Source organism: Streptomyces ortus, from assembly GCF_026341275.1.
GTDB lineage: Bacteria > Actinomycetota > Actinomycetes > Streptomycetales > Streptomycetaceae > Streptomyces > Streptomyces ortus.
Genome location: NZ_JAIFZO010000002.1, coordinates 3,682,359 through 3,704,736, shown reverse-complemented (window position 1 = coordinate 3,704,736; position 22,378 = coordinate 3,682,359). Strand labels below are relative to the sequence as shown.

General features: G+C 71.6%; 19 protein-coding genes. 9 read left to right on the top strand and 10 right to left on the bottom strand.

The annotated features are described in order from the left end of the window. Positions 1-61: 61 nt before the first annotated feature. Positions 62-2,086, bottom strand: coding sequence for an amino acid adenylation domain-containing protein (locus tag K3769_RS19635; protein WP_267027711.1), 2,025 nt, complete (start codon positions 2,084-2,086; stop codon positions 62-64). A 144-nt stretch (positions 2,087-2,230) separates the two neighbouring features. After that, on the bottom strand, positions 2,231-3,475 hold the full coding sequence (locus K3769_RS19630; protein WP_267027710.1) for a DUF418 domain-containing protein: 1,245 nt from the start codon (positions 3,473-3,475) through the stop codon (positions 2,231-2,233). 175 nt (positions 3,476-3,650) lie between these two features. Here K3769_RS19630 and K3769_RS19625 point away from each other — a divergent pair, with 175 nt between their 5' ends. Beyond that, positions 3,651-4,316, top strand: coding sequence for a response regulator (locus tag K3769_RS19625; RefSeq protein ID WP_267027709.1), 666 nt, complete (start codon positions 3,651-3,653; stop codon positions 4,314-4,316). 116 nt (positions 4,317-4,432) lie between these two features. Next, positions 4,433-5,515 carry a sensor histidine kinase gene (locus K3769_RS19620; RefSeq protein ID WP_267027708.1) on the top strand — a complete coding sequence of 361 codons (1,083 nt, stop codon included), beginning with the start codon at positions 4,433-4,435 and terminating at the stop codon, positions 5,513-5,515. 11 nt (positions 5,516-5,526) lie between these two features. Here K3769_RS19620 and K3769_RS19615 read toward each other — a convergent pair whose 3' ends face one another. Next, a complete protein-coding gene (locus K3769_RS19615) occupies positions 5,527-6,270 on the bottom strand; it encodes a class I SAM-dependent methyltransferase (protein ID WP_267027707.1) in 744 nt (247 codons plus the stop codon). 127 nt (positions 6,271-6,397) lie between these two features. Here K3769_RS19615 and K3769_RS19610 point away from each other — a divergent pair, with 127 nt between their 5' ends. Continuing rightward, the gene (locus tag K3769_RS19610) at positions 6,398-7,585 is read left to right on the top strand and encodes an FAD-dependent monooxygenase (protein WP_267027706.1); all 1,188 of its coding nucleotides are present in this window, start codon (positions 6,398-6,400) and stop codon (positions 7,583-7,585) included. Positions 7,586-7,643: 58 nt separating this feature from the next. Here the strand turns inward: K3769_RS19610 and K3769_RS19605 are convergent, their stop codons facing one another. The 3 genes from K3769_RS19605 to K3769_RS19595 form a co-directional block, all read right to left on the bottom strand. Further along, on the bottom strand, positions 7,644-8,555 hold the full coding sequence (locus tag K3769_RS19605; RefSeq protein ID WP_267027705.1) for a hypothetical protein: 912 nt from the start codon (positions 8,553-8,555) through the stop codon (positions 7,644-7,646). Between the two features lie 178 nt (positions 8,556-8,733). Beyond that, on the bottom strand, positions 8,734-9,297 hold the full coding sequence (locus K3769_RS19600; RefSeq protein ID WP_267027704.1) for a hypothetical protein: 564 nt from the start codon (positions 9,295-9,297) through the stop codon (positions 8,734-8,736). 208 nt (positions 9,298-9,505) lie between these two features. Beyond that, entirely contained in the window at positions 9,506-11,911 is a 2,406-nt protein-coding gene (locus K3769_RS19595) for a beta-L-arabinofuranosidase domain-containing protein (RefSeq protein WP_267027703.1), read from the bottom strand. Positions 11,912-12,186: 275 nt separating this feature from the next. Between K3769_RS19595 and K3769_RS19590 the strand changes: the two genes are divergently transcribed. Continuing rightward, a complete protein-coding gene (locus K3769_RS19590; RefSeq protein WP_267027702.1) occupies positions 12,187-12,633 on the top strand; it encodes an SRPBCC family protein in 447 nt (148 codons plus the stop codon). A 146-nt stretch (positions 12,634-12,779) separates the two neighbouring features. Here K3769_RS19590 and K3769_RS19585 read toward each other — a convergent pair whose 3' ends face one another. Further along, positions 12,780-13,334 (bottom strand): hypothetical protein, encoded by a 555-nt coding sequence (locus K3769_RS19585; RefSeq protein ID WP_267027701.1) that lies wholly within the window; start codon positions 13,332-13,334, stop codon positions 12,780-12,782. Positions 13,335-13,780: 446 nt separating this feature from the next. On the opposite strand from K3769_RS19585, the gene K3769_RS19580 reads away from it, so the two are divergent. Both K3769_RS19580 and K3769_RS19575 read left to right on the top strand, forming a co-directional pair. Beyond that, positions 13,781-14,008, top strand: coding sequence for a DUF397 domain-containing protein (locus K3769_RS19580; RefSeq protein ID WP_267027700.1), 228 nt, complete (start codon positions 13,781-13,783; stop codon positions 14,006-14,008). A gap of 109 nt (positions 14,009-14,117) precedes the next feature. After that, a complete protein-coding gene (locus K3769_RS19575) occupies positions 14,118-15,038 on the top strand; it encodes a helix-turn-helix domain-containing protein (RefSeq protein ID WP_267027699.1) in 921 nt (306 codons plus the stop codon). A 15-nt stretch (positions 15,039-15,053) separates the two neighbouring features. On the opposite strand, the gene K3769_RS19570 is transcribed toward K3769_RS19575, so the two are convergent. Continuing rightward, positions 15,054-15,872, bottom strand: coding sequence for an SAM-dependent methyltransferase (locus K3769_RS19570; RefSeq protein ID WP_267027698.1), 819 nt, complete (start codon positions 15,870-15,872; stop codon positions 15,054-15,056). Between the two features lie 128 nt (positions 15,873-16,000). After that, complete coding sequence (locus K3769_RS19565; RefSeq protein WP_308216371.1) at positions 16,001-16,945, bottom strand: helix-turn-helix domain-containing protein; 945 nt, start codon at positions 16,943-16,945, stop codon at positions 16,001-16,003. Between the two features lie 94 nt (positions 16,946-17,039). Between K3769_RS19565 and K3769_RS19560 the strand changes: the two genes are divergently transcribed. Beyond that, complete coding sequence (locus tag K3769_RS19560; protein ID WP_267027697.1) at positions 17,040-18,575, top strand: alpha/beta hydrolase; 1,536 nt, start codon at positions 17,040-17,042, stop codon at positions 18,573-18,575. Between the two features lie 33 nt (positions 18,576-18,608). Here the strand turns inward: K3769_RS19560 and K3769_RS19555 are convergent, their stop codons facing one another. Further along, entirely contained in the window at positions 18,609-19,379 is a 771-nt protein-coding gene (locus K3769_RS19555; protein WP_267027696.1) for a response regulator, read from the bottom strand. 108 nt (positions 19,380-19,487) lie between these two features. On the opposite strand from K3769_RS19555, the gene K3769_RS19550 reads away from it, so the two are divergent. Beyond that, positions 19,488-21,095 (top strand): sensor histidine kinase, encoded by a 1,608-nt coding sequence (locus K3769_RS19550; protein ID WP_267027695.1) that lies wholly within the window; start codon positions 19,488-19,490, stop codon positions 21,093-21,095. After that, positions 21,092-22,297 (top strand): PP2C family protein-serine/threonine phosphatase, encoded by a 1,206-nt coding sequence (locus K3769_RS19545; RefSeq protein WP_267027694.1) that lies wholly within the window; start codon positions 21,092-21,094, stop codon positions 22,295-22,297. The genes K3769_RS19550 and K3769_RS19545 overlap by 4 nt, the downstream gene beginning before the upstream one ends. Positions 22,298-22,378: the final 81 nt, after the last annotated feature.

Sequence of the window (22,378 nt, the reverse complement as noted above, 5' to 3'; positions counted from 1 at the left end):
TGCCAGACACCGCGCGCCCGGCCGGGGATATGACACAGACTGTGACCCGGCGCCCGCTCCCTCAGGGCGCCCGGACCTCCGTACGCTCGGGGAGCAGTCCGACGACCTTCGCGTCGGTCTTCCGCGGGGCACGGACGGCGAGGAAGCGTCCGTCGGTCCCGGCGCGCAGAGGCCCCGACGCCTCGATGCGGCCGACGGACCTGCTCCCGGCGGCCAGCAGGTAGGAGGCCCCGGAAGGGGCCCGCCAGTCCACGTCGGCCAGCACGTCCTGGCCGAACCGGCTGCACTCGGCGGTGTTCTCGCGGACACCTGCGGAACGGGCGGGTCCGGTGCCGGGGCCCAGGAACAGGTACTCCACGCGACCGGGGCCGCGCCAGGTGTCGGCGCGGGCGCAGACCCAGGTGGCCCGTCCGGCGCGCTCGGGCAGATCCTGCTGGGCGAAGACCCAGTGGTTCACCGACCGCACCCCCTGGCCGCGCATCCCGTGCAACCGGCAGGCGGTGCGTGCCCAGCCCCGCAGCGCGTCGGGCCCGGTGGCTTCCCGGGGCGGGCGCGGACGCACGCCCGGCTCCGGCGGCGGCATGTACGTGAGATGGACGGGCGACAGCCCGCCCAGGTCGGTGAGCAGGAACGCGTGCTTCTCGACGATGCGGGTCGAGGACCGCAGCTGCACGACGGGCCAGGCACGGCAGTCGCCGTCGGCCGTCGGCACCGGCAGGGGGTCGGTGAGGCCGGTGCGGGAACGGGACACCTCCCGGGCAGGCGTGTCCGGTGCCAGCAGATCGCGGGTGCCCGCATCGGCGATCCACGGCGCCAGCAGCATCCGTACGGACCCGGGAGCGCGGGAGACGACGACCGCGGCGGCGGTCGTCACGCTCGCGCCGTCGGTGAGGGCGGACACCAGCTCGGGTGTGCCGTCGCCGTGCAGCGGTTCGCTGTAGCGCACGGTGGTCAGGTCGTCGTGCAGCACGACGACCGCGCGCCCGTCGACATCGTCGGCGAACAGCAGATGCGGCGCCCGGCCGGTACCCGTGGACGCCGCTCCCGCCTCCTGCGACCGCCGTCCCCGCCAGGACGGGTCCGACCAGGCCCGCAGGGCGCGCTCCAGCAGCGCCCGGTCGCCGGTGCGCGCGCCGCGGGCGGGCCAGGCGGTGAAGTCGACCCGCGCGGTGTCCGCCCAGACGTCCGCGGGCGTACGGCGCAGCAGCGCGGCGTCCGTCGCCTTCGACGCCGTCCGCTGACGCCCGCCCTCGACGGGGACTCCGCTGTCTCCCGTCAGGGAAAAGGCGGTTGCCGCGACACACGCGGCCAGCAGGGAGAGAGTCATGGCCGAGCGCACCCGGTGTCTGCGGCGGAGCAGATCGGTCGGGCGCGCGTGCAGCAGACAGGGGTCGAACTCCGGGGCGAGCAGGGCGGACCCGGGCGGCGCGAAGCCGTCGGCCGCCGACGCCGGCCGAAGTCCGGTGGCCGCGTCCGCCGCACCCGCGCCGCCGGTGTCCGAGGCGTACGGGCCGCTCTCGTCGATCAGCCGCCGGGCGGACAGCAGTGCTGGTGCGGGCTCGGCCACGCCGGTGTCCCGCAGGACGGCGGTCGCTTCGTCCACCGACAGCTTCTCCAGGACGAGCAGCGCGACGGCCGCCCGCACCGGCCAGCGGGCCTGCGCGAGAGCACGGTCCAGGAGCAGTTCCTCGGCGCCCCCCGACTGCGGGAAGACCCGCAGGCCCCACACCGCCGGCAGCGCGGGGCGTCCCGCCCACCGGCCCCACGACCGGGGGAGCGGACCGGGCCGCGCGTCCTGGGCCATCGCCGACCGCAGGACGGACGTCCGCAGGACCCCGTACTCGTCCGGGGCCGCGTCCCGGCCGTCGCCCGCGCGGCGCCGGCCCGGTATGGCGGGCGCCCGGTGGGGCAGCGCCCGCTGTACGAGGCCGTGGGCCGCGAGGACCCGCCGGTGGCGGCCGGGAGAGCGGGGGAGAGTGACGTAGACCAGCCGGACCAACCGTGCGTAGTGCTCCATGAGGGCGGCTTCCGCACGCCGCACATCGAGCACACCCAGGTCGCTGTCCGAGGGTGTCTGCCAGCGCACAAACATGATCGTTCAGCTCTTTCGGGGGACGGGGGAAGACCTGTCAGTACCGTCAAACGAGTGATCTTCGATGCCGTCACCTTGGTCGGCGCGTCCCGGTCACGCTCGCGGCCCCTGGCCGAACCCGGCGGGCTATGGCGGGCGTCACCTGATGTGGCGCGTGACGCGAGTGGCGCCGTGCAGCACGTACTCCAGCGGACCGCGGCGGAAGTACCGCGTCCAGACGGTCGCCAGCAGCAGGGCCGCCGTGACGAAGACGAGCAGCGCGACCAGGGCCGGGCCGGGTTCCTCCTCCATGCCGACCACGTCGATGGCGAGGATGTGCGCGACATAGGCGGTCAACGCGATCGAACCGACGGCCGCGACCGGCCGGGCCAGTCGTGTCAGACGCGGCATCCGGGCGGCGACGGTGACACAGGCCGCCACCACGAGCAGCGCGGCACCTGTACTGCCCAGGACGGAGAACGTGGTCTGGCTGTGGGGTGCGCCCACCAGCAGCCACACGGCCGGCGTCTCGTCGTCGGGATAGCCGACGACGTCCGACCACCAGGCCGATGCCGCGCCGCCGCCGTCCGTGGCCGCGGCGATCGTGGCGACGGCGCCCGGGACGAGGTGCAGGGCCACCCAGGAGCCGCCGTAGCCGAGCACGGCCAGCCCGCCGCCGGTCAGGGCGAGCCGGGTCCGGGTCCTGGCCCGGCTGAGATCGAGGCGGGCGACCGCCATGCCCGCGATCACGAACGGCATCCAGGTGAGCGCCGGGTACGCGCCGGTGAACAGCAATTCGAGCAGGCCGTCCGTACCGCTGACGCGCGCCAGCGGATCCGCCGCGATGATCGTGTCGGCCCAGTCGCCGTCCTGGATCGCCTGCTGGATCTCGTACAGCAGTACGGGCATGAGCAGGGCGCTCGCGGCGGCGAGCAGCGCCAGGGTGCGGGCGCGCAGCCGGTACAGCGGCAGGACGAGCAGGAAGATCAGTCCGTAGAAGGCGAGGATGACCTCGACATCGGTGTCCAGGGCGGTGAGGGCGTAGCCCGCGGCGATCAGGATCAGCGCGCGCAGCACGATCCGCCCCACCGCCTGCCGTCCGGCCCGGCCCGTGCGCGGTCGCGGGCGGCCGGTGATGAGGACGAGGGAGAACCCGGCGAGCAGCGCGAACAGCGCGGAGGACCGGCCGCGGGCCAGCTCGGCGAGGAAGCCCAACGGCCCGCCCACGGCCGGCTCGGGGCCCACATGGGCGGCGTACATGCCGAGGACGGCGAGGCCACGGGCGAGATCGATACCGATGAGCCGGCCGGCCGACGAAGTGAGGGGGACGTCGGCCGGCCGGCTCGGCCGCGGGTCCGGCGGGGTGAGAGCCGGTACGGGGGCTGAAGGCGCGTCGTGTGTCATGGGTTTCAGGCTGACGCGGCACACCGGTCCGGGCCCATCCGGCAGGTGGCCGACATCGTCCAGCCGATCGGCTGGACGCCCTCCGCCGCCCGGCCGGAAACCTCACCGAAGGAACCCTCCGGCGCCCTCCCGCGTGGTACGAAACCTGAAGCGGTCCACGTCGATAGGGGCGCACGTGATTCGCGTACTGGTGGTCGACGACGAAGCGTTGATCCGCACGGGCTTCGAGCACATCCTCTCCGCGGCCGACGACATCGAGGTGGTCGGCGCCGTCGTCGGCGGCCAGGCGGTCGCGGCGGCAGAGCGGTTGACGCCCGATGTGGTGCTGCTCGACATCCGGATGCCGGACGTGGACGGGCTGAGCGTGCTGGCCCGGCTGCGCGTTCTGCCGGCGGCGCCGGTGGTGGCGATGCTGACGACGTTCGACATGGACGAGTACGTGGCCGCCGCCCTGCGCTCGGGAGCGTCCGGGTTCCTGCTCAAGGACACCGACCCCCTCCAACTGCCCGTGCTGGTACGCACGCTGGCACAGGGCGGGATCGTGCTGTCCTCGTCCGTCACCCGCACCGTCGTGGACGGCTATCTCGCCAACGGCCCCCAGCATGCGGCTCTGCGCCGCGTGACCCGGCTCAGCGGGCGCGAGAAGGCCGTCCTGATCCTCATCGCGGAAGGCCTGCCCAACACCGCCATCGCCGCCCGACTGCACCTGAGCACCGGCACGGTCAAGGACCATGTGAGCGCCCTGCTGTCCAAACTGTGCGTGGGCAGCCGGGTCCAGGCCGCCCTGCTGGCCGAACGCGCGGGGCTGCTCAAACCCCCGGGCGCCCGGGAGGAAGGGTGAAGTCCCGCGCGCACGAGCGCGGTCGGGCGCACGACGCCACGCACCCGAAGGACTGGGCGAGGTGTGCCGCGCACCCACGGCAGTGGCTCGCGGGGCGGCGCGTCCCGGCTCCCTTGATGGACGCACTCCTCATCGGTATCGCCCTGCTGGACATCTGGGTGCACGTCGAGGCCGACGAACCGTGGCGCAGAGCCGCCGCCCTGCTGGCCGCGGCAGCCCTGTCGCTGCGCCGCCACCTTCCGCTGGTGGCCTACCTGTGCGCCCTTCCCGCGGCCCTGGTCAGCGACGCGGTGTTCGCCACCCTGGCCGCGCTGTACGCCCTCGCCTCGCTGAGCCGGAGCCGGGTGCTCCTGGTGGTCTGCGCACTGCTGTTCGCCGCCTGCGACATCACCTGGTGGACGTGGCCCTCGCCGTCGTTCGCCGACTTCTCCGATCCCTCCGACCTGATCACCGTCACCTACAGCCTGGCGACGGCGGCGGCACCGGTCTTCCTCGGCCAGCTCGTGCAGGCCCGCCGTGAACTGTCGCTGCGGCTGGCCGAGATCTCGCAGGCGCGCGAGCACGAACGCGAACTGCTGGCGCAGAGCGTGCTCGCCAAGGAACGCGCGCAACTGGCCCGGGAGATGCACGACGTGGTCTCCCACCAGGTCAGTCTGATCGCGGTCCGCGCGGGAGCGCTGCAGGTGGGCAGCGAGGAACCGATGGCACGGGAGGCCGCGGCCACCATCAGGCGGCTGAGCGTGCAGACGCTGGAGGAACTGCGGCACATGGTCAGCGTGCTGCGCGCCGCCGGCAGCCGCCCCACGGAACTGACCCCGCAGCCCTCCTTGGCCGATCTGCGGCGGCTGGTCGACACCAGTGGTATCGAGACCGAACTGCACACCGACCTGCCGGACGCCCTGCCCGCCACCATCCAGCGTGCCGTCTACCGGACCGTGCAGGAAGCCCTCACCAATGTCCGCAAACACGCCCCCGGCGCCAGGGCCGCCATCCGTATACGGCTCGCCGGGGGAACGGTACGAGCCGCCGTCACCAACACCGCGCCCACCCGGCCCGCCCTGGCCCTGCCCGGCGCACACCACGGCCTGGCCGGCCTGCGCCAGAGAGCCGAGCTGCTGGGCGGCACCGTCATCGCGGGTCCCGCCGCCGACGGCGGGTACGAACTGCACCTGTGTCTGCCGCTGCGGCAGACGCGGTGAAGCCGTGGCGGCTACCGGGACGGCGGGAGGCGGTAGACCGAGACATGCGAGCGCGAATCGGCGGTGAACTCCGTACCGTCCCAGTCCGCGTGCCTCGACTCCAGCTCGAAACCCGCCAGTTGAGCCATCAGGTCGAGTTCGGCCGGCCAGATGTAACGGTGCGGGCTGCGGAACAGCTGCGCCCGCTCGCTCTCGTCGAACCGGAAGTGGTGCGAGACGACGTGCTGACGCAGGACGTCGTACGTGTCCAGGCCGATGTAGTCCGGGTCGGACTGCCAGACGGTGGCCGTCTGCCCCGGCGGGAGCTTGCGCAACTCCGGTACCCACAGCTCGATCACGAACCGGCCGCCAGGTGTGAGATGGCGGGCGGCGTTGCGGAAGCACTCGACCTGCCCGGCCTGGGTCAGCAGGTTCGAGATCGTGTTGTACACGAGGTAGACCAGGCTGTACTCGCCCGGTGCGACCGTGGTCGCCATGTCCCCCATGACCACGGGGATCGTCGCCTCGTCGGCCTTGGTGCGCAGTTGCTCCACCATCGGAGGTGACAGCTCGACACCGGTGACCGGGACCCCGCGCCCGGCGAGCGGGACGGCCACCCGGCCGGTGCCGATGGCGAACTCAAGAGCGGCCCCTTCCCCCGCGAGACGGGCCAGACGGTCCACGGTCGGCCCCAGCGTCTCGGGTGCGAACATGCCGGTACCGGGTGTGTCGTAGCCCCGCGCGGTGGCCGCGTTCCAGATCTCTGTCTGCTGCATTCCGTCAACGGTCGCCGCCGGCCGATGCGATGTCCAACGAGTTTCGCACTATGACGGCCGGTCAACTGCCGCTTGAATGAGGCCACTTCGCGCATCCTGTGCGAGTGGGCCGAGGTGGGGGTCTGGCGTGAGGGCGATCGTCGTCGGAGCGGGGATCGGCGGACTGGCGGCGACGCTGAGCCTGCGCCGGGCCGGCCACGAGGTGACCCTGATCGAGCAGACACCGCGGTTCACCGAGATCGGCGCCGGGATCCAGCTCGCACCCAACGCCACGCGCGTACTGCGGCGGCTGGGCCTGCTGGACGAGGTCGCCGCACGGGCGTACCACCCCGCCGAGGTGTGCTTCCGCACCTGGTCCGACGGGACCGACGTCTGCCGCTACCGACTGGGACACGAGGTGGAGGACGAGTTCGGGGCGCCCTACCTCCTCCTCCACCGCGCCGATCTGCACGGGGCGCTGGCCGCCGCGGTGCCGTCCGCGTCGGTGCGCCTGGGCACCGCGGTCGCCGGAATCGACCAGGACGACACGGCCGCCCAGGTCACCACGGCGAGCGGCGAGCGCCTCAGCGCCGATCTGGTCGTGGCGGCCGACGGCATACGGTCCGCGGCCCGCCAGTGGCTCTTCGGCCCGGACCAGGCACTCTTCTCGAAGACCGCCGCCTACCGGGCGCTGCTCCCGGCCGACCGGGTGGCCGACCTGGACCTGCCGGAACTCGCCGTCTGGATGGGGCCGGGCCGCCACTTCGTCCACTACTGGGTACGTCGCGGGGAACTGCTCAACGTGGTGGCCGTGCACACGGCGGACGAGGCGGAACGGACGCGGGAGTCGTGGACCGCGCGGGCCGAACCGGGGCAGCAGCTGGCCGAGTTCGCGGGATGGGACGTCCGGGTGCGGGACGTCCTGGAACGTGCCGGGCGGATGCTCCGCTACGGCATCTACACCAGAGCCCCGTTGGAGCGGTGGAACGTCGGACGCGTGACCCTGCTGGGCGACAGCGCCCACGCGATGGTGCCCTTCCTGGCCCAGGGAGCGGCCCAGGCCGTCATGGACGCGGCCGTGCTCGGCGACGTACTCACGGACGCGACGCCGGCCGAGGTGCCGGACGCCCTCGACCGGTACGTGCGCAGGCGGCTGGCGACCGCCACGGGCGTGCAGGCCGGGGCCGCGCGGGCGGGCGAGGAGTTCCACCTGCCGGACGGCCCCGAGGTCAGGACCCGTAACGCCCGTATGGCGGCCCACGCGGCCGGGAACAGGTTCATGCCGCAGTCGGCCGGGTGGACGGACCCGGCCCGCCCCTCCCGGTCGGAGGGATGAATCGGAGGGATGAAGGGGGGCGTGCTCTCCCGCGCCTGGAGAGGCGCACGCCGTCCGGTCAGTCCGAGCGGAGGTTCTCCAGCGTCGACCGGGTGTCGGACTTCACCCAGCGCGAGACCTCGCCGATCTCGGGCGGTGTGTTCGTCTCGTAGGAGGTCGTGTAGACGTTCCAGCTCATCTGGTACGTCATCCAGCCGTCGCGCACCGCGAGAATCACTGCCCGGCTGCCGCCGGCCCCCGAGCCCGTTGTGGTGTCCTCGGTCACCAGATAGGCCTCGTCGCCGAACCCGGAGACCTTCGCCACGTCGTAGTCGTCGTACCGCTGGCCGTACTCGGACCACAGACCGGTGAACTCGGCGGAGGGGTCGGTCTCCTTGTGGAGATCCATCTGCACGGAGAGGTAAGCATCCGCGTACGAGGAGGTCGAGGACGTCTTGAGGGAGATGCTGCAGTAGCTCTGATCGATGGCCTCGTGCTTCAGCGCGTTGTGCGTGGGGGCGCTGTCCTCCTCGGTGTACTCGGTTCTGAGCGAGTCGTAGTCGACCGAGGAGCAGAGGTTGGCCCTGGCCCGGTACCCCGCCAGATCCGGGTCGCCGTCGAACGGACCGAGGAGGAGGAGCCCGCCGGCCCACAGGGCTGAGGCGACGACCGCGCCCACCGCCGCCCACAGCACCGCGCGCCCCGCGCCGCCCTTGCCGCCGGCCGGCGGGGGAGACCCCGGCGGTGGCCCGTACGGGTACTGCTGGGTCGGGGGATGCGCGGGAGGGGGCCCGTAGCCGCCCGTGGGCTGCGTGCTCTGGTACGGAACCCCCGGTGCCACAGGTGCCACAGGTGCCACAGGTGCCACAGGTGCCATCGGCATCGCCGAGGAGTCGCCGGTGGCCGTGCTGCCACTCGCGGTGGTGGAGCCGGGCGGAGGCGACGCGTGTGGTTCGGGCCGCTCCGGGATGTCTTCGGGCCGGTTGTCCATCCTGTGCTCCTTCTCCGAAGGGCAGTTCTCCAGAAGCGACCTTCCCGCATCGCCCATCGCGTAGTCGCCCGCCTGCCGGACACGTCCGCCCCATGCCCGCGGCGAGAGACGCGGACATGGGGCGGACGGCGGGCGCACGGTCGGCCGGACGGATCCCGGACGGGTCCCGTCCGGTGTCCTAACCGATGTCGAAGTCCAGGTTCGTCACGTACCAGGAGTCCTCGATCCTGCTGGACTGCACCTTGATGTCCAACTGGTCCGCCGTCACTCCGGTGGAGTGGGACAGGACGATCTTTTCGAGGGTCTGGCCGTCGACAGTGATCTTGTCGGCGGGGAACTCGGCGGTGTCGCCGCCGGCCGGAGCCTTGGCAACCTCCACCTTCGGGTCCGCGGAGGGCGGCTTGGGTGTGAACGACTCACCGAGCTGCTTGACGGTCGCGTCGATCTGCTTGCGGTCGGGCGCGCCGTCGCCGCAGGTCTCCGCACTGCCGACCTTGGCGGGCGTCGAGCCCTTGGCCGGTTCCGCCATCACCAGGCAGGCCTCCTCGGGCTGCTGTTTGACGACCGCGGTGACCCACGCGGCGACAGCTCCCTCGGCGGTGGACCGGTCGGCGGCCGAAGCCGGGGACGAGGCCGAGGCGTCCGAGTCCGGCTTCTTCTTGTCGGCCGCGGGCGAGCCGCTCGCGGTCGGCTTCTTCTCCGGGGAGGGGTCCGTGTCGCCCGAACATCCGCCGAGAGCCACGACCGCCGCCAGCGTCGCTCCCGCGATCGAGCTGACTCGTCTCGCCCTCTGATCCACTAACACCACTTCGACAGCCTTTCCTGTGAACACTCATGTGTCGCAGCGGCCCCACGAGTTGTCTCTCGTAGCAGGTCCGCTTCGACCATCAAGACGGCGCGCGGAGCCGAGCGGTTCTCTTTCGAATCGCTCGGAATCGCCGGGGCGCCGTTCAGGCGAACTGCCACAGGTGGTCGTCGGTGCCGTTGTCCTCGAATTGGACGACATGGGCGCTGTTCTGAGTGGACATGCCGTCCACCCCGAGGACCTTCCCGCTGTGTTTGTTGCGGATCAGGAACCAGCCGCTGCCCGCGTCGACGAACTGCCACAGGTGGTCGTCGGTGCCGTTGTCCTCGAACTGGACGACGTGCGCGCTGTTCTGCGTCGACATGAGGTCCACGCCCAGGACCTTCCCACTGTGGCCGTTGCGGATCAGGGACCACCCCTCGCTCCGGTCCAGGACCTGCCAGGCGTGGTCCCCGGTGCCCGAGTTGTCGAACTGCACCACATGGGCGCTGTTCTCGGTGGACATGCCGTCCACGGCGAGCACCTTCCCACTGTGCTTGTTACGGATCCGCCGGTACGGGGCCTCGGGCCGCCAGGGCGTGCCGTCGGGGGAGGCGGTCGGAAAGGACGCGATGCGGAGCCGGGCCGCGCCCATGGGGATCAGCGTGACCTGCTTCACCGCACCCGCCGACCGGGCCGGGCTCTGCTGCAGCGGAGCCACCACGTGCTCGTCGTCGGCGATCCACTCGGGGACCCGGCGCGCGTCGGCGGTGATGGACAGGGGGGTCGCCGACTGCGTGAACGGATTCGCGGCGACCGGCCCCGCGGCGCGGTGCACCACCAGCTCCCCGCCGGGCACCAGGCCGTAGTTCCAGGGGGTCGTGGCATGGACCTCGTACTCGGGGAAGACCGTGTCGCCGCCGTAGCGGACGTATCTCTCACCGATGCGCAGCGCGTAGGCGAGCGGTCCGTGGCTCACTCCGACCGAGTCCCGGTTCCCGGGCCAGGTGTGCACGGTCGTGCTCTGCGGCAGCCGCAGGGAGACCCGGTCACCGTCGGCCCAGGTGCGTTCCACGCGTACGAAAGCCGGTCCGCTCCGAGCGGGCACGCTCTTCCCGTTGACCTGGAGCCGGGGCGCCGCGCACCAGCCCGGTATCCGCAGCAGCAGGGGGAAGCGGACGGAACGCCGGGTCGAGACGACGAACTCGACGCTCTCGCCGAACGGGTAGTCCGTGGTCTCCGTGACGGTGACCGCTGTGCCCCCGGCCACCTCCGTCGTGACCTGGCACGCCGCGTACATGGCCGCGGCGAGGCCGCCGTCCGGGGTGCCCAGCCAGAGTTCCTCGGCGAAGTAGGGCCATCCCATGCCGTAGTTGTGCGGGCAGCAGCGGTACTGGTCGATGCCGGGCTGGAAGGACTGCATGGCGAAGCCGTTCTGGAACTGCCCGTGTGTCTTGCGGGAGTTGTCCAGGTCGATGCTGTTGGCGCTGGTCACGTAGTGCACGCCCTTGCCCTCGGGGTCCAGGGTCGCGGGCAGCATGTTGAAGGCCAGCTCCTCGCACCGGTCGGCCCAGAGCGGATCTCCGGTGACCCGCGTGAGCAGCTCGTGGCTGGCCATGAACTCGACGACACCGCAGGTCTCGAAGCCCTGCCGTGGATCGTCGAAACCGGGCCGGATGTTCTCGTCGCCCGCGAACCCACCACCGGCGAACTGGCCGTGTTCCGCGAGGAGTTCGGTGTACGTGCGATAGCTGGCGCGGGTGTGCTCCGCCGAACCGGAGCGTTGCGCGTACTGCGCCGGTTCGCGGAAACCCTGCGCGATGTTGACGTTGTGGACGTTCGGCGGCGCACCGGTCCAGTCGGCACCCCAGGTGTGCATCTTGTCGACCAGGTCGAGGAGGAAGGGCTCGGGCGTCCGGCGGTACAGCCACAGGGCGATGTCCATGCAGTCGCCCCACCGCAGCGACACCCAGCTCGTGTCGAAGGCGCCCTTGCCCTGTGTGTTCATGTACCGCAGGAACCGGGTGAGGAAGGGGACCACACGGGTGTCGCCGGTGAACTCCTGGAAGCTGCGGAGCGCCTGGAGGAGGGGAAGGAAGGGCCAGAAGTCGGGGCCGCCGTTGAGCGCGGTCCGCAGTGCGCGCGGCCCGAAGAAGCCGTCGCTCTGCTGGGTGGCGAGAATCGCGTCGATCCAGCGCCGCGCCCGGTCCAGCGCGGCGGTGTCGCGGGTGGCGACGGCCAGCGGCACGTAACCGCGCAGCCAGTACGGCAGTTCCTCCCACGCGCTGTTCTCGGGGTGGACCCAGCCGCTTGTGGCGAAGTCCAGGAAGTGGGACTTCTCGGTGAGACGGCCGCAGAGCCCGTCCAGCTGGAGCCGCAGCTGACCGGCCAGCCAGCCGCGCGGGACGATGCTGCCGGGCTTCAGCCGGAGAAAGGCGTCGGCGGCCACGTCGGCGACCGCGGCGGCGGGCCCCCGGGATGCGGCGGCGACGGGCCGGCTGGTCAGCAGAGGGGCGCCCGCACCGAGGGCGAGGCTGCCGGAGCGCAGCAGGTGGCGTCTGTTGATCGGCATGTCACTGCTTCCTGTTGGGGGAGAGGAAGTGGCCACCGACGGCTGCCGTGGCCCGCGGAACAGAGGCTGTACAACGTTGGAAAGTTGGCTTGCGGCATCACAGCACGGCGTACGGCGGCTGTCCAGAGAAATGACAAGGACATGCCTGTCCTGTTGTGCCTGCGGGGCCGGGCGTCGGCGGCGTATGGTTGACCCGCCTGTTCTGACGTGTGGACCCGCGGCCCCGGCAGCGTCCGGCCTCTTGCCGCCGGCCACCGCCATCCCCGGGAGAGCCCATGGGTACCCAGTTCGAGGCCACTGTCGACATCGACCGCCCGATCGACGAGGTCTTCGCCTTCCTCGCCGACGGCACGAACGACCCGAAGTTCAGCCCGCGCGTACAGCGGATCGAGAAGAAGCCGGACGGGCCGACGGCGGTCGGCACGGTCTTTCGCAGCACGGTGAAGGACGCCGGAATGAAGACGGGCCGGGAGTTCGAGATCACCGAACTCGTCGCGCCGGGCAGGATCCGCTGGAGCGAGCGGTCACGGAACCTGATCACCGCGACCGACGGCGGTTACGACCTGGAACCGACGCCCGGCGGCGGGACCCGCGTCCGTATCTTCAACGTGCTGGAGGGCCACGGCATCGGCACGTTGCTGCTGCCCCTCGCGGGCGGCGCGGCGCGCAAGGACGCCCCCGCTTTCGGCCGGCGCATCAAGGCGGCCGTGGAGTCCTCCTGACGGCCGCGGACGTCGCGGGCCCGCGGCCACACCTGTGGTGGCGCGCCGCCCGCCCGCCTCGTCCAGGTCGCCCCGGCCCGCCGGACTGGCGGCAGCGGCGCGAGGCGGATCGTAAGTGCATCTGAGCGGACCGGCGTGACGCCCGTTCAGCAGGTCTGTCGGCCCAGCGTGCGCGCCAGTTCCGTCGTGGCGTGAGCGATCTCCGTGTCGTCCTCCGACACGAGTTCGTCGAGCACGTCCTGATGGGCATGGACGGCTTCCCGCGCCGCGCGCTCCCACACGGCCGGGTTCTCGCGGTGGTTGAGCAGCTTCGGATAGGCGTCCGCGATGCTCTCCCACTGCCGGGTGTCGGCGATGTTCTTGAGCAGGTGCAGGATCCGTGCCCGGCAGGTCACCTGGGGCAGCTGCGCGAGCTCCCACAGGAAGGGGACCGTGGCGGCGGTCGCCTGTTCCACGACGAAGCCGTACTGGCAGACGCGTTCGCGCAGTTCTTTGAGCGCCGTCGCCGCGGTCTCCTCGTCACCCCAGGCGACACTGCTGAGGAGCAGGGGGATGGCGGTCGCGCAGCCGGTGGAGTCCCGCATCTCACCCCAGGAGATGTGGCCCATGGCGGTCAGTGGCGTGGTCGACGCCTTCCCCGTCCGGGCCAGTTCCTGTCCTCGCTGTCCGGTCCTCGGCTGCTGCGGCGGAACGCTATGCATGGCGTAAGGCCTTTCCGGCGTGTCGTATCGGTTCGATGGCGGGGGCGGCGGGTCCGTCCGCGGCGGAGGTCCGAAGTGACGTACCGCGCCCCGGGTGTTCACGGAGGTGCGCGACTTCCGGGACGACTGCCCCGCCGGCCGTCAGAGGCGGTCGTGCCGGAAGTCCGGTGAACCTGCCCAGGCAGCCCGCCGGCGATGCGGTCGGCCGCTGCGGCGAAAGCTCTGGACGCGCAGGTGACAACACGTCATCTCCCTGATGTGACGTCAGGACGCGGGGTCCTGGCTGGGGTTGTCGGCGCTGCAGTTATTATCCACACTGAACACCGTCGTGTGCAATTGCACGCGAAATTGCGTGAAGTTTGGCCGAAGATGCTGGGTCGAGGGCCGCCGGGTCACCACCGGCCCCACCCGGTGCGGGACGCCAACGGGAAAAGCAGGGAGAAGCGGTGCCTGAGGTGGAGAACGGGATACAGGCCAGTTCGCTGGACGTCAGCTGGACCAAGAGCCGGCACAGCAATGCCGAGGGGAACTGCGTGGAGGTCGCCCGGATAGACGGGGGCATCGCCGTGCGCAACTCCCGCGATCCCGAGGGGCCCGCGCTCGTCTACACGTCCGCGGAGCTGGCGTCCTTCCTCGCGGGAGCCAAGGACGGTGAGTTCGACCACCTGCTGTGAGCCGCCGGTACTGGTCCCAACTCCCGGACCTGTGAAGGGGGATGGGACGCGGCCCGGTCCGGTGCGATACTGTTGCCGTCCTTGTGTCTGATTTGCGGGGGAGTCGAAGATGGTCGCCGAGTCGCCTCGCGTCGCACGGCTCGAATCCTATCTGGAGCGTTCCGAACCGGCCCCGACTCTGCTGAAGATGCTCGTCGGCGTCCAGCTCTCGGGATTCCGGGAGGACGCCGGCCTCGCTCAGGACCAGGCCGCGCGCTCCCTGGGCTTCAGCGGCGCCAAGCTCTCACGCATCGAGTCGGGCAAGGGCCGCAAGCCGCCGACCGAGACCGACGTGCGCGCCCTGCTCCAGCTCTACGGCACCGACGAGTACGAAGGGTCGGTGCTCCTCAAGCTGCTGCGCCGGGCCGGCGAACCGGGCTGGTGGCAGCGGTACGACAAGCGCCTCATGCCCGAGTGGTTCGAGCGGCTGGTCGGCCTCCAGGAAGCGGCGGCGGCCATCCGGACCTTCGAGATCCAGTACGTGCCCGGTCTGCTGCAGACGCCGGCCTACACCCGGGCCGTGGTGGAACGGGGCCTGCCGAACGTACCGGCCGCCGAGGTGCACCGCAGGGTCGAACTGCGCATGCGACGCGCCCAGTTGCTGCACCGCGAGGACGCCCCGCAGCTGTGGGCCGTCATCGACGAGTCCGTCCTGCTGCGGGTACTGGGCAGCCGGGAGGCCATGCGCGAGCAGCTCACCCATCTGATCGACATGGCCCAACGGCCCCATGTGGTCCTGCAGATCGTGCCCCTGGACGTCACGAACGCCTCGGCGCCCGCCATACCGATCACCTATCTGCGGTTCGGCGGACTCGACCTGCCGGACGTCGTCTACCTGGAACACATCAGAAGCGCGCACTTCCTCGAAGACCGCGACGAGACCGAGGAGTACCGGCTCACGCTCGACCGGCTGGCCGACGAGGCCCTGACGCCGCGTGACTCCCTGGAGATGCTGCGGGCCACGCGGGAGCAGCGCTACGGCTCCGGCTGACCCGCGCGCGACCGGCTACGGGAGCCGGCCAAGACCGCCGAACTCGATCCACTCCTGGGAGAGCTGCCGCGTCTGCACCTCGCTGTCGGGGCGCCAGGTGGAGACCTCCACCAGCCCCGGCTCCAGGATCTCCATGCCGTCGAACAGCGCGGCCACGTCCTTCTCCTGGCGTACGCGTCCCCAGTGGCCCTGTGTCGCCTGAGCCATGAAGTCGGTGACGAACTCCCGGACCTTGGCATCCGCGCTGACCAGTTGGCAGATCACCATGAAGCTGCCGGGCGCGAGCCGCTCGCTGACGCGCCCCACCACGGCCTGCGGGCCGTCGGTGTCACTGTCGGGGATGCAGTGGAAGACCGAGTTGAACAGCGCGGCGACCGGCTGCGAGAAGTCGATCAGACGCCGGGTCTCGGGATGGGAGAAGATCTCGTCGGTGTCGCGCATGTCCGCGTGGATGACCGCCGTGCCGTCGTTCTGCTCCAGCAGCGCCCGGCCGTGGACGAGCACCATGGGGTCGTTGTCGACGTAGACCACGCGTGAGTCCGGGTCGATGCTCTGCGCGACCTGGTGCACGTTGTCCTGGGTGGGGAGGCCGGATCCGTGGTCCAGGAACTGCCGGATCCCGTAGTCCGTCGCCAGTGTCCTGACCACCCGCTGCAGGAACCGCCGGTTGTTGAGGGCCAGCCGGCGGGTGCTGGGCACGACCTTGTCGAGCTCTTCGCAGGCCGCGCGGTCCGCGGAGTAGTTGTCCTTGCCGCCCAGATAGTGGTCGTACATGCGCGCGGCCGTCGGGACAGTGGCGTCGATCTTCTTGGACAGCGGCCTGTCGGTGTTCATGGTTCCCCCGGCTCGATCGGCACCAACTGCATCCGTAACAGGATGTACATCTTAGGGAGTTGGCGTTCGCGGCGGCCAGCCCGTCGCAGAACCGGCCCCTCCAAGTGGTGCGACGACGTGCGCGGGGATCAGGCCGCCGCCACGCTCGCCTCCAACGCCGTACGCAGCCAGCCGTCCGCCCCGCCGAGGGTCGGACCGGGCGTCAACCGGGCCGCCAGATGCCAGTAGCGGGCCATCACCGGGTGATCCGCCGCGGCGAGGCGAACCGTGAGGGCGCGGCGGAAAGCGGGGCTGTCCCGGGTACCCGCATCGCGGGCGTGGGCGGCGACGTAACAGTCCAGTGCCTCACCCGGCCCCGGGGCGCGGTCGGTCCGCAGAGTGGCGGCCACCAGGAGGTACGCCTCGTGCAAACCGTCGTAGAGCAGGTCCGGGTGCGCGGCGGTGGCGGGCCGGTGGGACACGAGACAGTGGTCGGTGGCGGCGGTCGCCAGGGCGTGGATACGGGCGAAGGCGAGGACCTGCTCCGGAGCCGGGTCGGCCGGGGGCTCGGGGACGGCCGCCTCGGTGACGGCGCCGCGCAGCCGGGCGGAGAGGCGTACCGGCAGGACCCGGCGCCAGTAGTGCGCGAGGGCGGCCGTGCTGGGCGGGACACCGACCGCCCCGATCAGCTCCAGGCGCTCGGCGAGGTGCGCCGGATCGCCGTCGCGCACCGCCCGCAGCGCGGCCTCGCGCCAGCGCAGGGCGGCGAGTTCGCTGCCGAGATCGGCCAGCCTGCGTGCTACCACGCCTTCCAGGGTGTCGCCGCTTTCGAGGACCCGCCCGATCTCCGCGACGGGCACGCCGAGCGAGCGCAGCGCGCGGATCGTGCGCAGCCGCTCCGGCGCCTCGGGACCGTAACGCCGATGGCCGCCGCCGCTGCGCGAGACCTCCGGCAGCAGGCCCCGGTCGGAGTAGAAGCGGACGGTCTTGACCGTGGTCCGCGCCCGCGCGGCGAGCTCGCCGATGCTCAAGGTGCTGTTGGTGCCGTTGATGCCGCTCGGGCCATCCATGGCGCTCGTGCCGTCGGGTGACAAGGGTTGAACCTCCCTCAGGGGGAGTTCCTACGTTAGCCAGGGCGTCGCCCGGCCGGCCCGGGCGGACGCGACGAACCCACCCCTGGAGGTATCGATGTCCGTGTTCATCCTGGTCTCGGGCCCGTTCACCGACGGACGGATCTGGAGCGAGGTCGTCGGACGGCTGCGGGAGTCGGGCGCCCAGGCGCACCCGGTGTCGTTGAGCAGGCAGCCCGAGGCCGATCTGGAGACGCACGTCGAGGACGTGGTCCGGCTGATCGATTCCCTCGGCCCGTCCGCTTCCGCCGCCCCGCCGGAGGAGGTGGTGCTGGTCGGCCACGACTACGCCGTCCACCCCGTCCTGGGCGCGGCGGACCGCCGCCCGGAGCGGGTCGCACGGGTCGTGCACCTCGACGCCGGGATGCCGCAGGACGGCGACGCGGCGCTCGCCCTGGTGCCGGACCCGTCGGCGCACGAACTGCTGGGCGCGAACGGCGATCCCGGGCCGCTCCCGCCGCCGCAGCCGGCGCAGTGGGAGCGGTGGGGCAGCACGGACGGCCTGTCGGCGCGCCACCTGGAACTGCTGAGCCGGCTGGCCGCCCCGCAGCCGGCGCGCACGCTGACGCAGCCCCTGCGACTGACCGGCGCCGCCGCGGCCGTGCCCACCACCGGAATCCTGTGCACGGCCGGCGGGACGACCGTGGAACTGGTCGAGGCGCTGGTACGCACCGGCCCGCCGCATCTGCGGAAGCTGGCCGACCCGAGGGTGGGCTTCTTCGAACTGGCCACCGGTCACTGGCCGATGCTCTCCTGCCCGGACGAACTGGCCCGGGTACTGCTCCGCGCGGCGGCCGGCGAAGGGCGCCGGCTGACCGTACCCGAGGACGAGCCCTCGTACGCCCGGCCCTTTCCGCTCGACGCCCCGGAGTGCCCACGGGTGCGCACCGGGCGGGTGGACCTCCACCTGCCCCGAACGGGAGCGGAAGAGGGAAGGGCCGGTGGAGAAGGCGGGGGAGGGGCGCGGGGGCCCTGGCCCGCGGTGCTGTTCGTGCACGGCGGGCCCGTGCCCCCTGACCTCGTCCCGGCGCCGCGCGACTCGCCGTTCTACCTCGGCTACGCCCGCTGCGCGGCGAGCCTCGGCGCGGTGGGCGCCGTCGTCGACCACCGGCTGCACGGTCTCACCGACTACGCGCGCGCGGCGGACGACGTGACCGAGGCCGTCGGCCTGCTGCGGGCCGACCCCAGGGTGGACGCGGAGCGCATCGCCCTGTGGATCTTCTCCGGTGCCGGACTGCTCGCCGCCGACTGGCTCGGCGCGCCGCCGCCGTGGCTGCGCTGCCTGGCCCTCACCTACCCGATCCTGGCCCCGCTGCCGGGCTGGGGCGCGGTCGGTCCCCGCTTCCGCCCGGTCGGCGCACTCCGCGGCGCCGCCGGGACGCTCCCGCCCGTCGTCCTCACCCGGGCGGGCCTGGAGACATCGCAGATCGCCGCCACGGTAGGGGAGTTCGTGACCGCGGCACAGGAGACGAAGGCCCCGGTCGAGATCATCGACGTGCCGCACGGCCGCCACGGCTTCGAGACCGACGAACCGTCGGACGAATCCCGCGAGGCCGTGGCCCGGGCCCTGCGCACGGTGCTCGCGCAGCTGTAACGGCCGTCGTGACGCGTCCTACCGCACGGGCTCTCAGGGGCGCGGCCGGGTGGCGGTGTCCAGGTAGAAGGCGTCGATGCTCTGGACGGCCTGCTCGAACTCGTCGAGGTTGACGGGCTTGGTCACATAGGCGTTGGCGTGACTGCTGTACGCGCCCGTGACGTCGTCCGGAGCGGTGGACGTCGTCAGGACCACCACGGGGATCGACTGGAGGTCGTCATCGCTCTTGAGGACCTTCAGCAGGTCGCGGCCGTTCATCCGCGGCATGTTCAGGTCGAGGACGATGAGGTCGGGCCGCGGGGTGCCGGGCGTCCGCAGGTGCTCCAGCGCGGCGACCCCGTCGGTGACCTGGACCAGATTGCGGGCCCCGCGCTCGGAGAGGGCTTCCTCGATGAGCATGGCGTCGGCCATGTCGTCCTCGACGAGCAGGACGTCGAAGGGGCGGGCGGGGGTGGTCATTGTCGGTTGCTCCGTGGGTTTCTCGTGGGAGTGGTGGAAGAGCCCGGGCCAGCGGCGCCGGGCTCCCTGCCGGGTCATGCCGCATGCGGCGCCGATCTGCGGGTATCCGGCACCCGCGCGTGCGGCGGTCGCGGCCGCTTCCTGCTGGAGTCGTTCAGTGGCCTGCTTGAGATGATCCAGCACATGGAGCAGGGCCAGAGCCGGTGCCGCGTCGTCCGACGCCGGGTGCGACGGGGCCACCACCAGCCTGCGGGCGAGACGTTGCGCGAGATCGCCGACCGTCGCGTCCGCGATGGTGGCTGTCTCCTGCGGAGTGATCCGCAGTGCGAAGTCCTTGCCTGGCATACCCGGCACTCTAGGTCCACCAGGAGCTCCGCGACAACAAGGGTTGTCGCCCTCTAAAGTGTGCTGGCCACACAAGCAAGACGTCAGTCACAGCGAGGAGCCCACAGAATGACCGGCGATGAGAGGCGCTCGCGCGCGCGAGGGCTTTCCGCGTGGACGACCAGGCGGTGGCTTCGTGCGGGGGTGGCCGCGTCCCTGGTGGTTCTGACCGTGCTCGGAACGGCGGGCGCCTACGTCCTGGGGCGGACCGGAACGATCAGCCGTGACCTCGTGGACGTGCGCTCTCCCGCGCTGACCGTCGCGATCCGCCTGGAAGCGGCCGTGCTCAACCAGGAGACCGGGATCCGCGGCTACGGACTCACCGGCAAGGCGGCTTTCGTCACCCCCTACAAACAAGGGCTCACCGAGCAGGAGGCGACCCGTGCGCAGCTCGCCAGGCTGCTGCGGAAGGACCCCGACCGTCTCGAGGACCTGAAGACCGTGCAGGACGCCGTGACGGCATGGCAGGAGAGGATCGCCCGGCCCATCGCCGCCCAGCCGGCCGGCTCCCCCTCACCGCTGGCCACCGAACGGGCCGCGGAGGGCAAGGCCCTGTTCGACGAGGTGCGTGCCTCCCTGAGCGCCCAGCAGGAACGGCTGCGCGCGGACCGTGTCCGGGCCAGGGACGACCTGATGACCACGATGACCCTGCGGAACTGGGTGTTCAGCGCCATCGCGGTGGTCATCGTCGTCTTGACGGCGCTGATCTTCGAAGGGCTGCGGCGCGGGATCAACAGGCCCCTGGAGCAGCTGGGAGCGGACGCCCGCGCCGTCGCCGGCGGGGACTTCGAGCATCCCATCACCCCCACCGGCCCCGCGGATCTGCGGCGCCTGAGCAGCGAGATCGACTTCATGCGCCGGCGTCTCGTGCGGGAACTTGCCGTCAGTGAGGAGACCCGGCTACGGCTGGACGCACAGGCCGCGGACCTACAGCGCTCCAACGCCGAGCTGGAACAGTTCGCGTACGTGGCCTCCCACGATCTGCAGGAGCCGCTGCGCAAGGTCTCCAGCTTCACCCAGCTCCTCCAGCGGCGCTACGGAGGGCAGCTCGACAGCCGGGCCGACCAGTACATCGACTTCGCGGTCGACGGGGCGAACCGCATGCAGATCCTCATCAACGACCTGCTCGACTTCTCCCGGGTCGGACGCCTCCACAACGCCCATCAGAGCGTCGACCTGGACGAGGTGCTGGAACGGACCCTGTCCTCGATGAGCGTGGGTATCGAGGAGGCCGGGGCGATCATCACGCACGAGCCGCTGCCGACCCTGGTCGCGGACCCCACCCAGCTGGGGATGCTCTGGCAGAACCTGATCGGCAACGCCGTCAAGTTCCGGCGCCCGGGCGAGACGCCGAAGATCCACGTCACGGCGGACCGCGAAGGCGAACTGTGGCGGTTCACCGTCACCGACAACGGCATCGGCATCGCACCGGAGTACGCCGACAAGATCTTCGTGATCTTCCAGCGGCTGCACACCAAGGACACCTACTCGGGCAGTGGGATCGGCCTCGCGATGTGCAAGAAGATCGTCGAGTTCCACGGCGGCGCCATCTCCGTCGACCCGGACTACCGGGACGGCGCCCGCATCGTCTTCACCCTCGCGCCCCGGCCGCCGGAGACCCCCGGCACGGACACCACTCCGGAGGCCACCCGCGCGGAGGCGGAGCAGCCACGATGACCGGACCCACGACGGCCGCCCCGGGCGGGGCCTCCGAGAAGCCGATGTACCGCATCCTCCTGATCGAGGACGACCCGGGCGATGCGCTGCTCGTGGAAGAACTCCTGCACGACACCGGTCTCGGCTTCGCGCTGACCATCCGGACCACGCTGGCCGAGGCGCGTGCCGAACTGGCCGGCAGTCCGATCGACTGCATCTTCCTCGATCTGCATCTGCCCGACGTGTCGGGCATCGACGCGGTCACGGCCGTCCGCGCGGTCGCCCCGCACACCGCGGTGATCGTGCTGACCGGGCTGTCCGAGGACCGGGCGGGCACCGACGCCATGGCGGCCGGGGCACAGGACTACCTCGTCAAGGGGAAGGTCGAGGCGGACCTCCTGCAGCGGACGCTGCGTTACGCGGTCTACCGGAGCCAGACCGAACGCGCGAGCGCCGCGGCCCAGGCCGCACAACTGCGGGCGGAGGAGAACGCCCGTCTGGAACGCGGTCTGCTGCCGCAGCCGATGCTCGACACCTCCACGGTCAGAGTGACGTCCCGCTATCTGCCGGGTGCCACGATGGCCCTGCTCGGCGGGGACTTCCTCGACGTGGTCGAGGGGGACGACGGGCTGCTGCACGCCGTGGTCGGAGACGTCAGCGGCCACGGCCCCGACGCCGCCGCACTCGGTGTCTGCCTGCGGATTGCCTGGCGCTCCCTCGTGCTCGGCGGGCACCGCGGGGACGACCTGCTGCACCTGATGGAACGCATCCTCATCGCCGAACGGGGCAGCCAGCACCTGTTCGCCACCTGCACCCTGCTCACGCTCGACCAGGAGGCCGGCACCGCCACCCTCCACCTCGCCGGCCACCACGAACCCCTCCTCACCGCCCCCGAGGGGACCCAGGAGGTGACCGCCGCGCACGGCATCGCGCTGGGGATCGTCCCCGGAGTCCACAGCTGGCCCTCCACGGTCGTCCCGCTCCCGGCCTCCGGCGCCCTGACCCTCTACACCGACGGCCTGACCGAAGGACACAACGGGACGAAGGAGGAGCGGCTCGGCGTCGAAGGGCTGCTCGCGCTGATAGGGAAACTGCCGACAGCGGATCCGGCCGCCCATGTCGACCTCCTCATCAAGGAGACCCATGCGCTGAACGCCGGTCGGCACTCCGACGACCTGGCCGTGCTCCGCCTCGACTGGGGCGGCGGGCCCGCCCGTCGTTGACGGCCCGCGTTCCGGGACCCGGCGGCGGCCCTCGCCGCCGCCTCGCATCCCTGCCCGGTGGGCGAGTTCACCCGGCCGGGT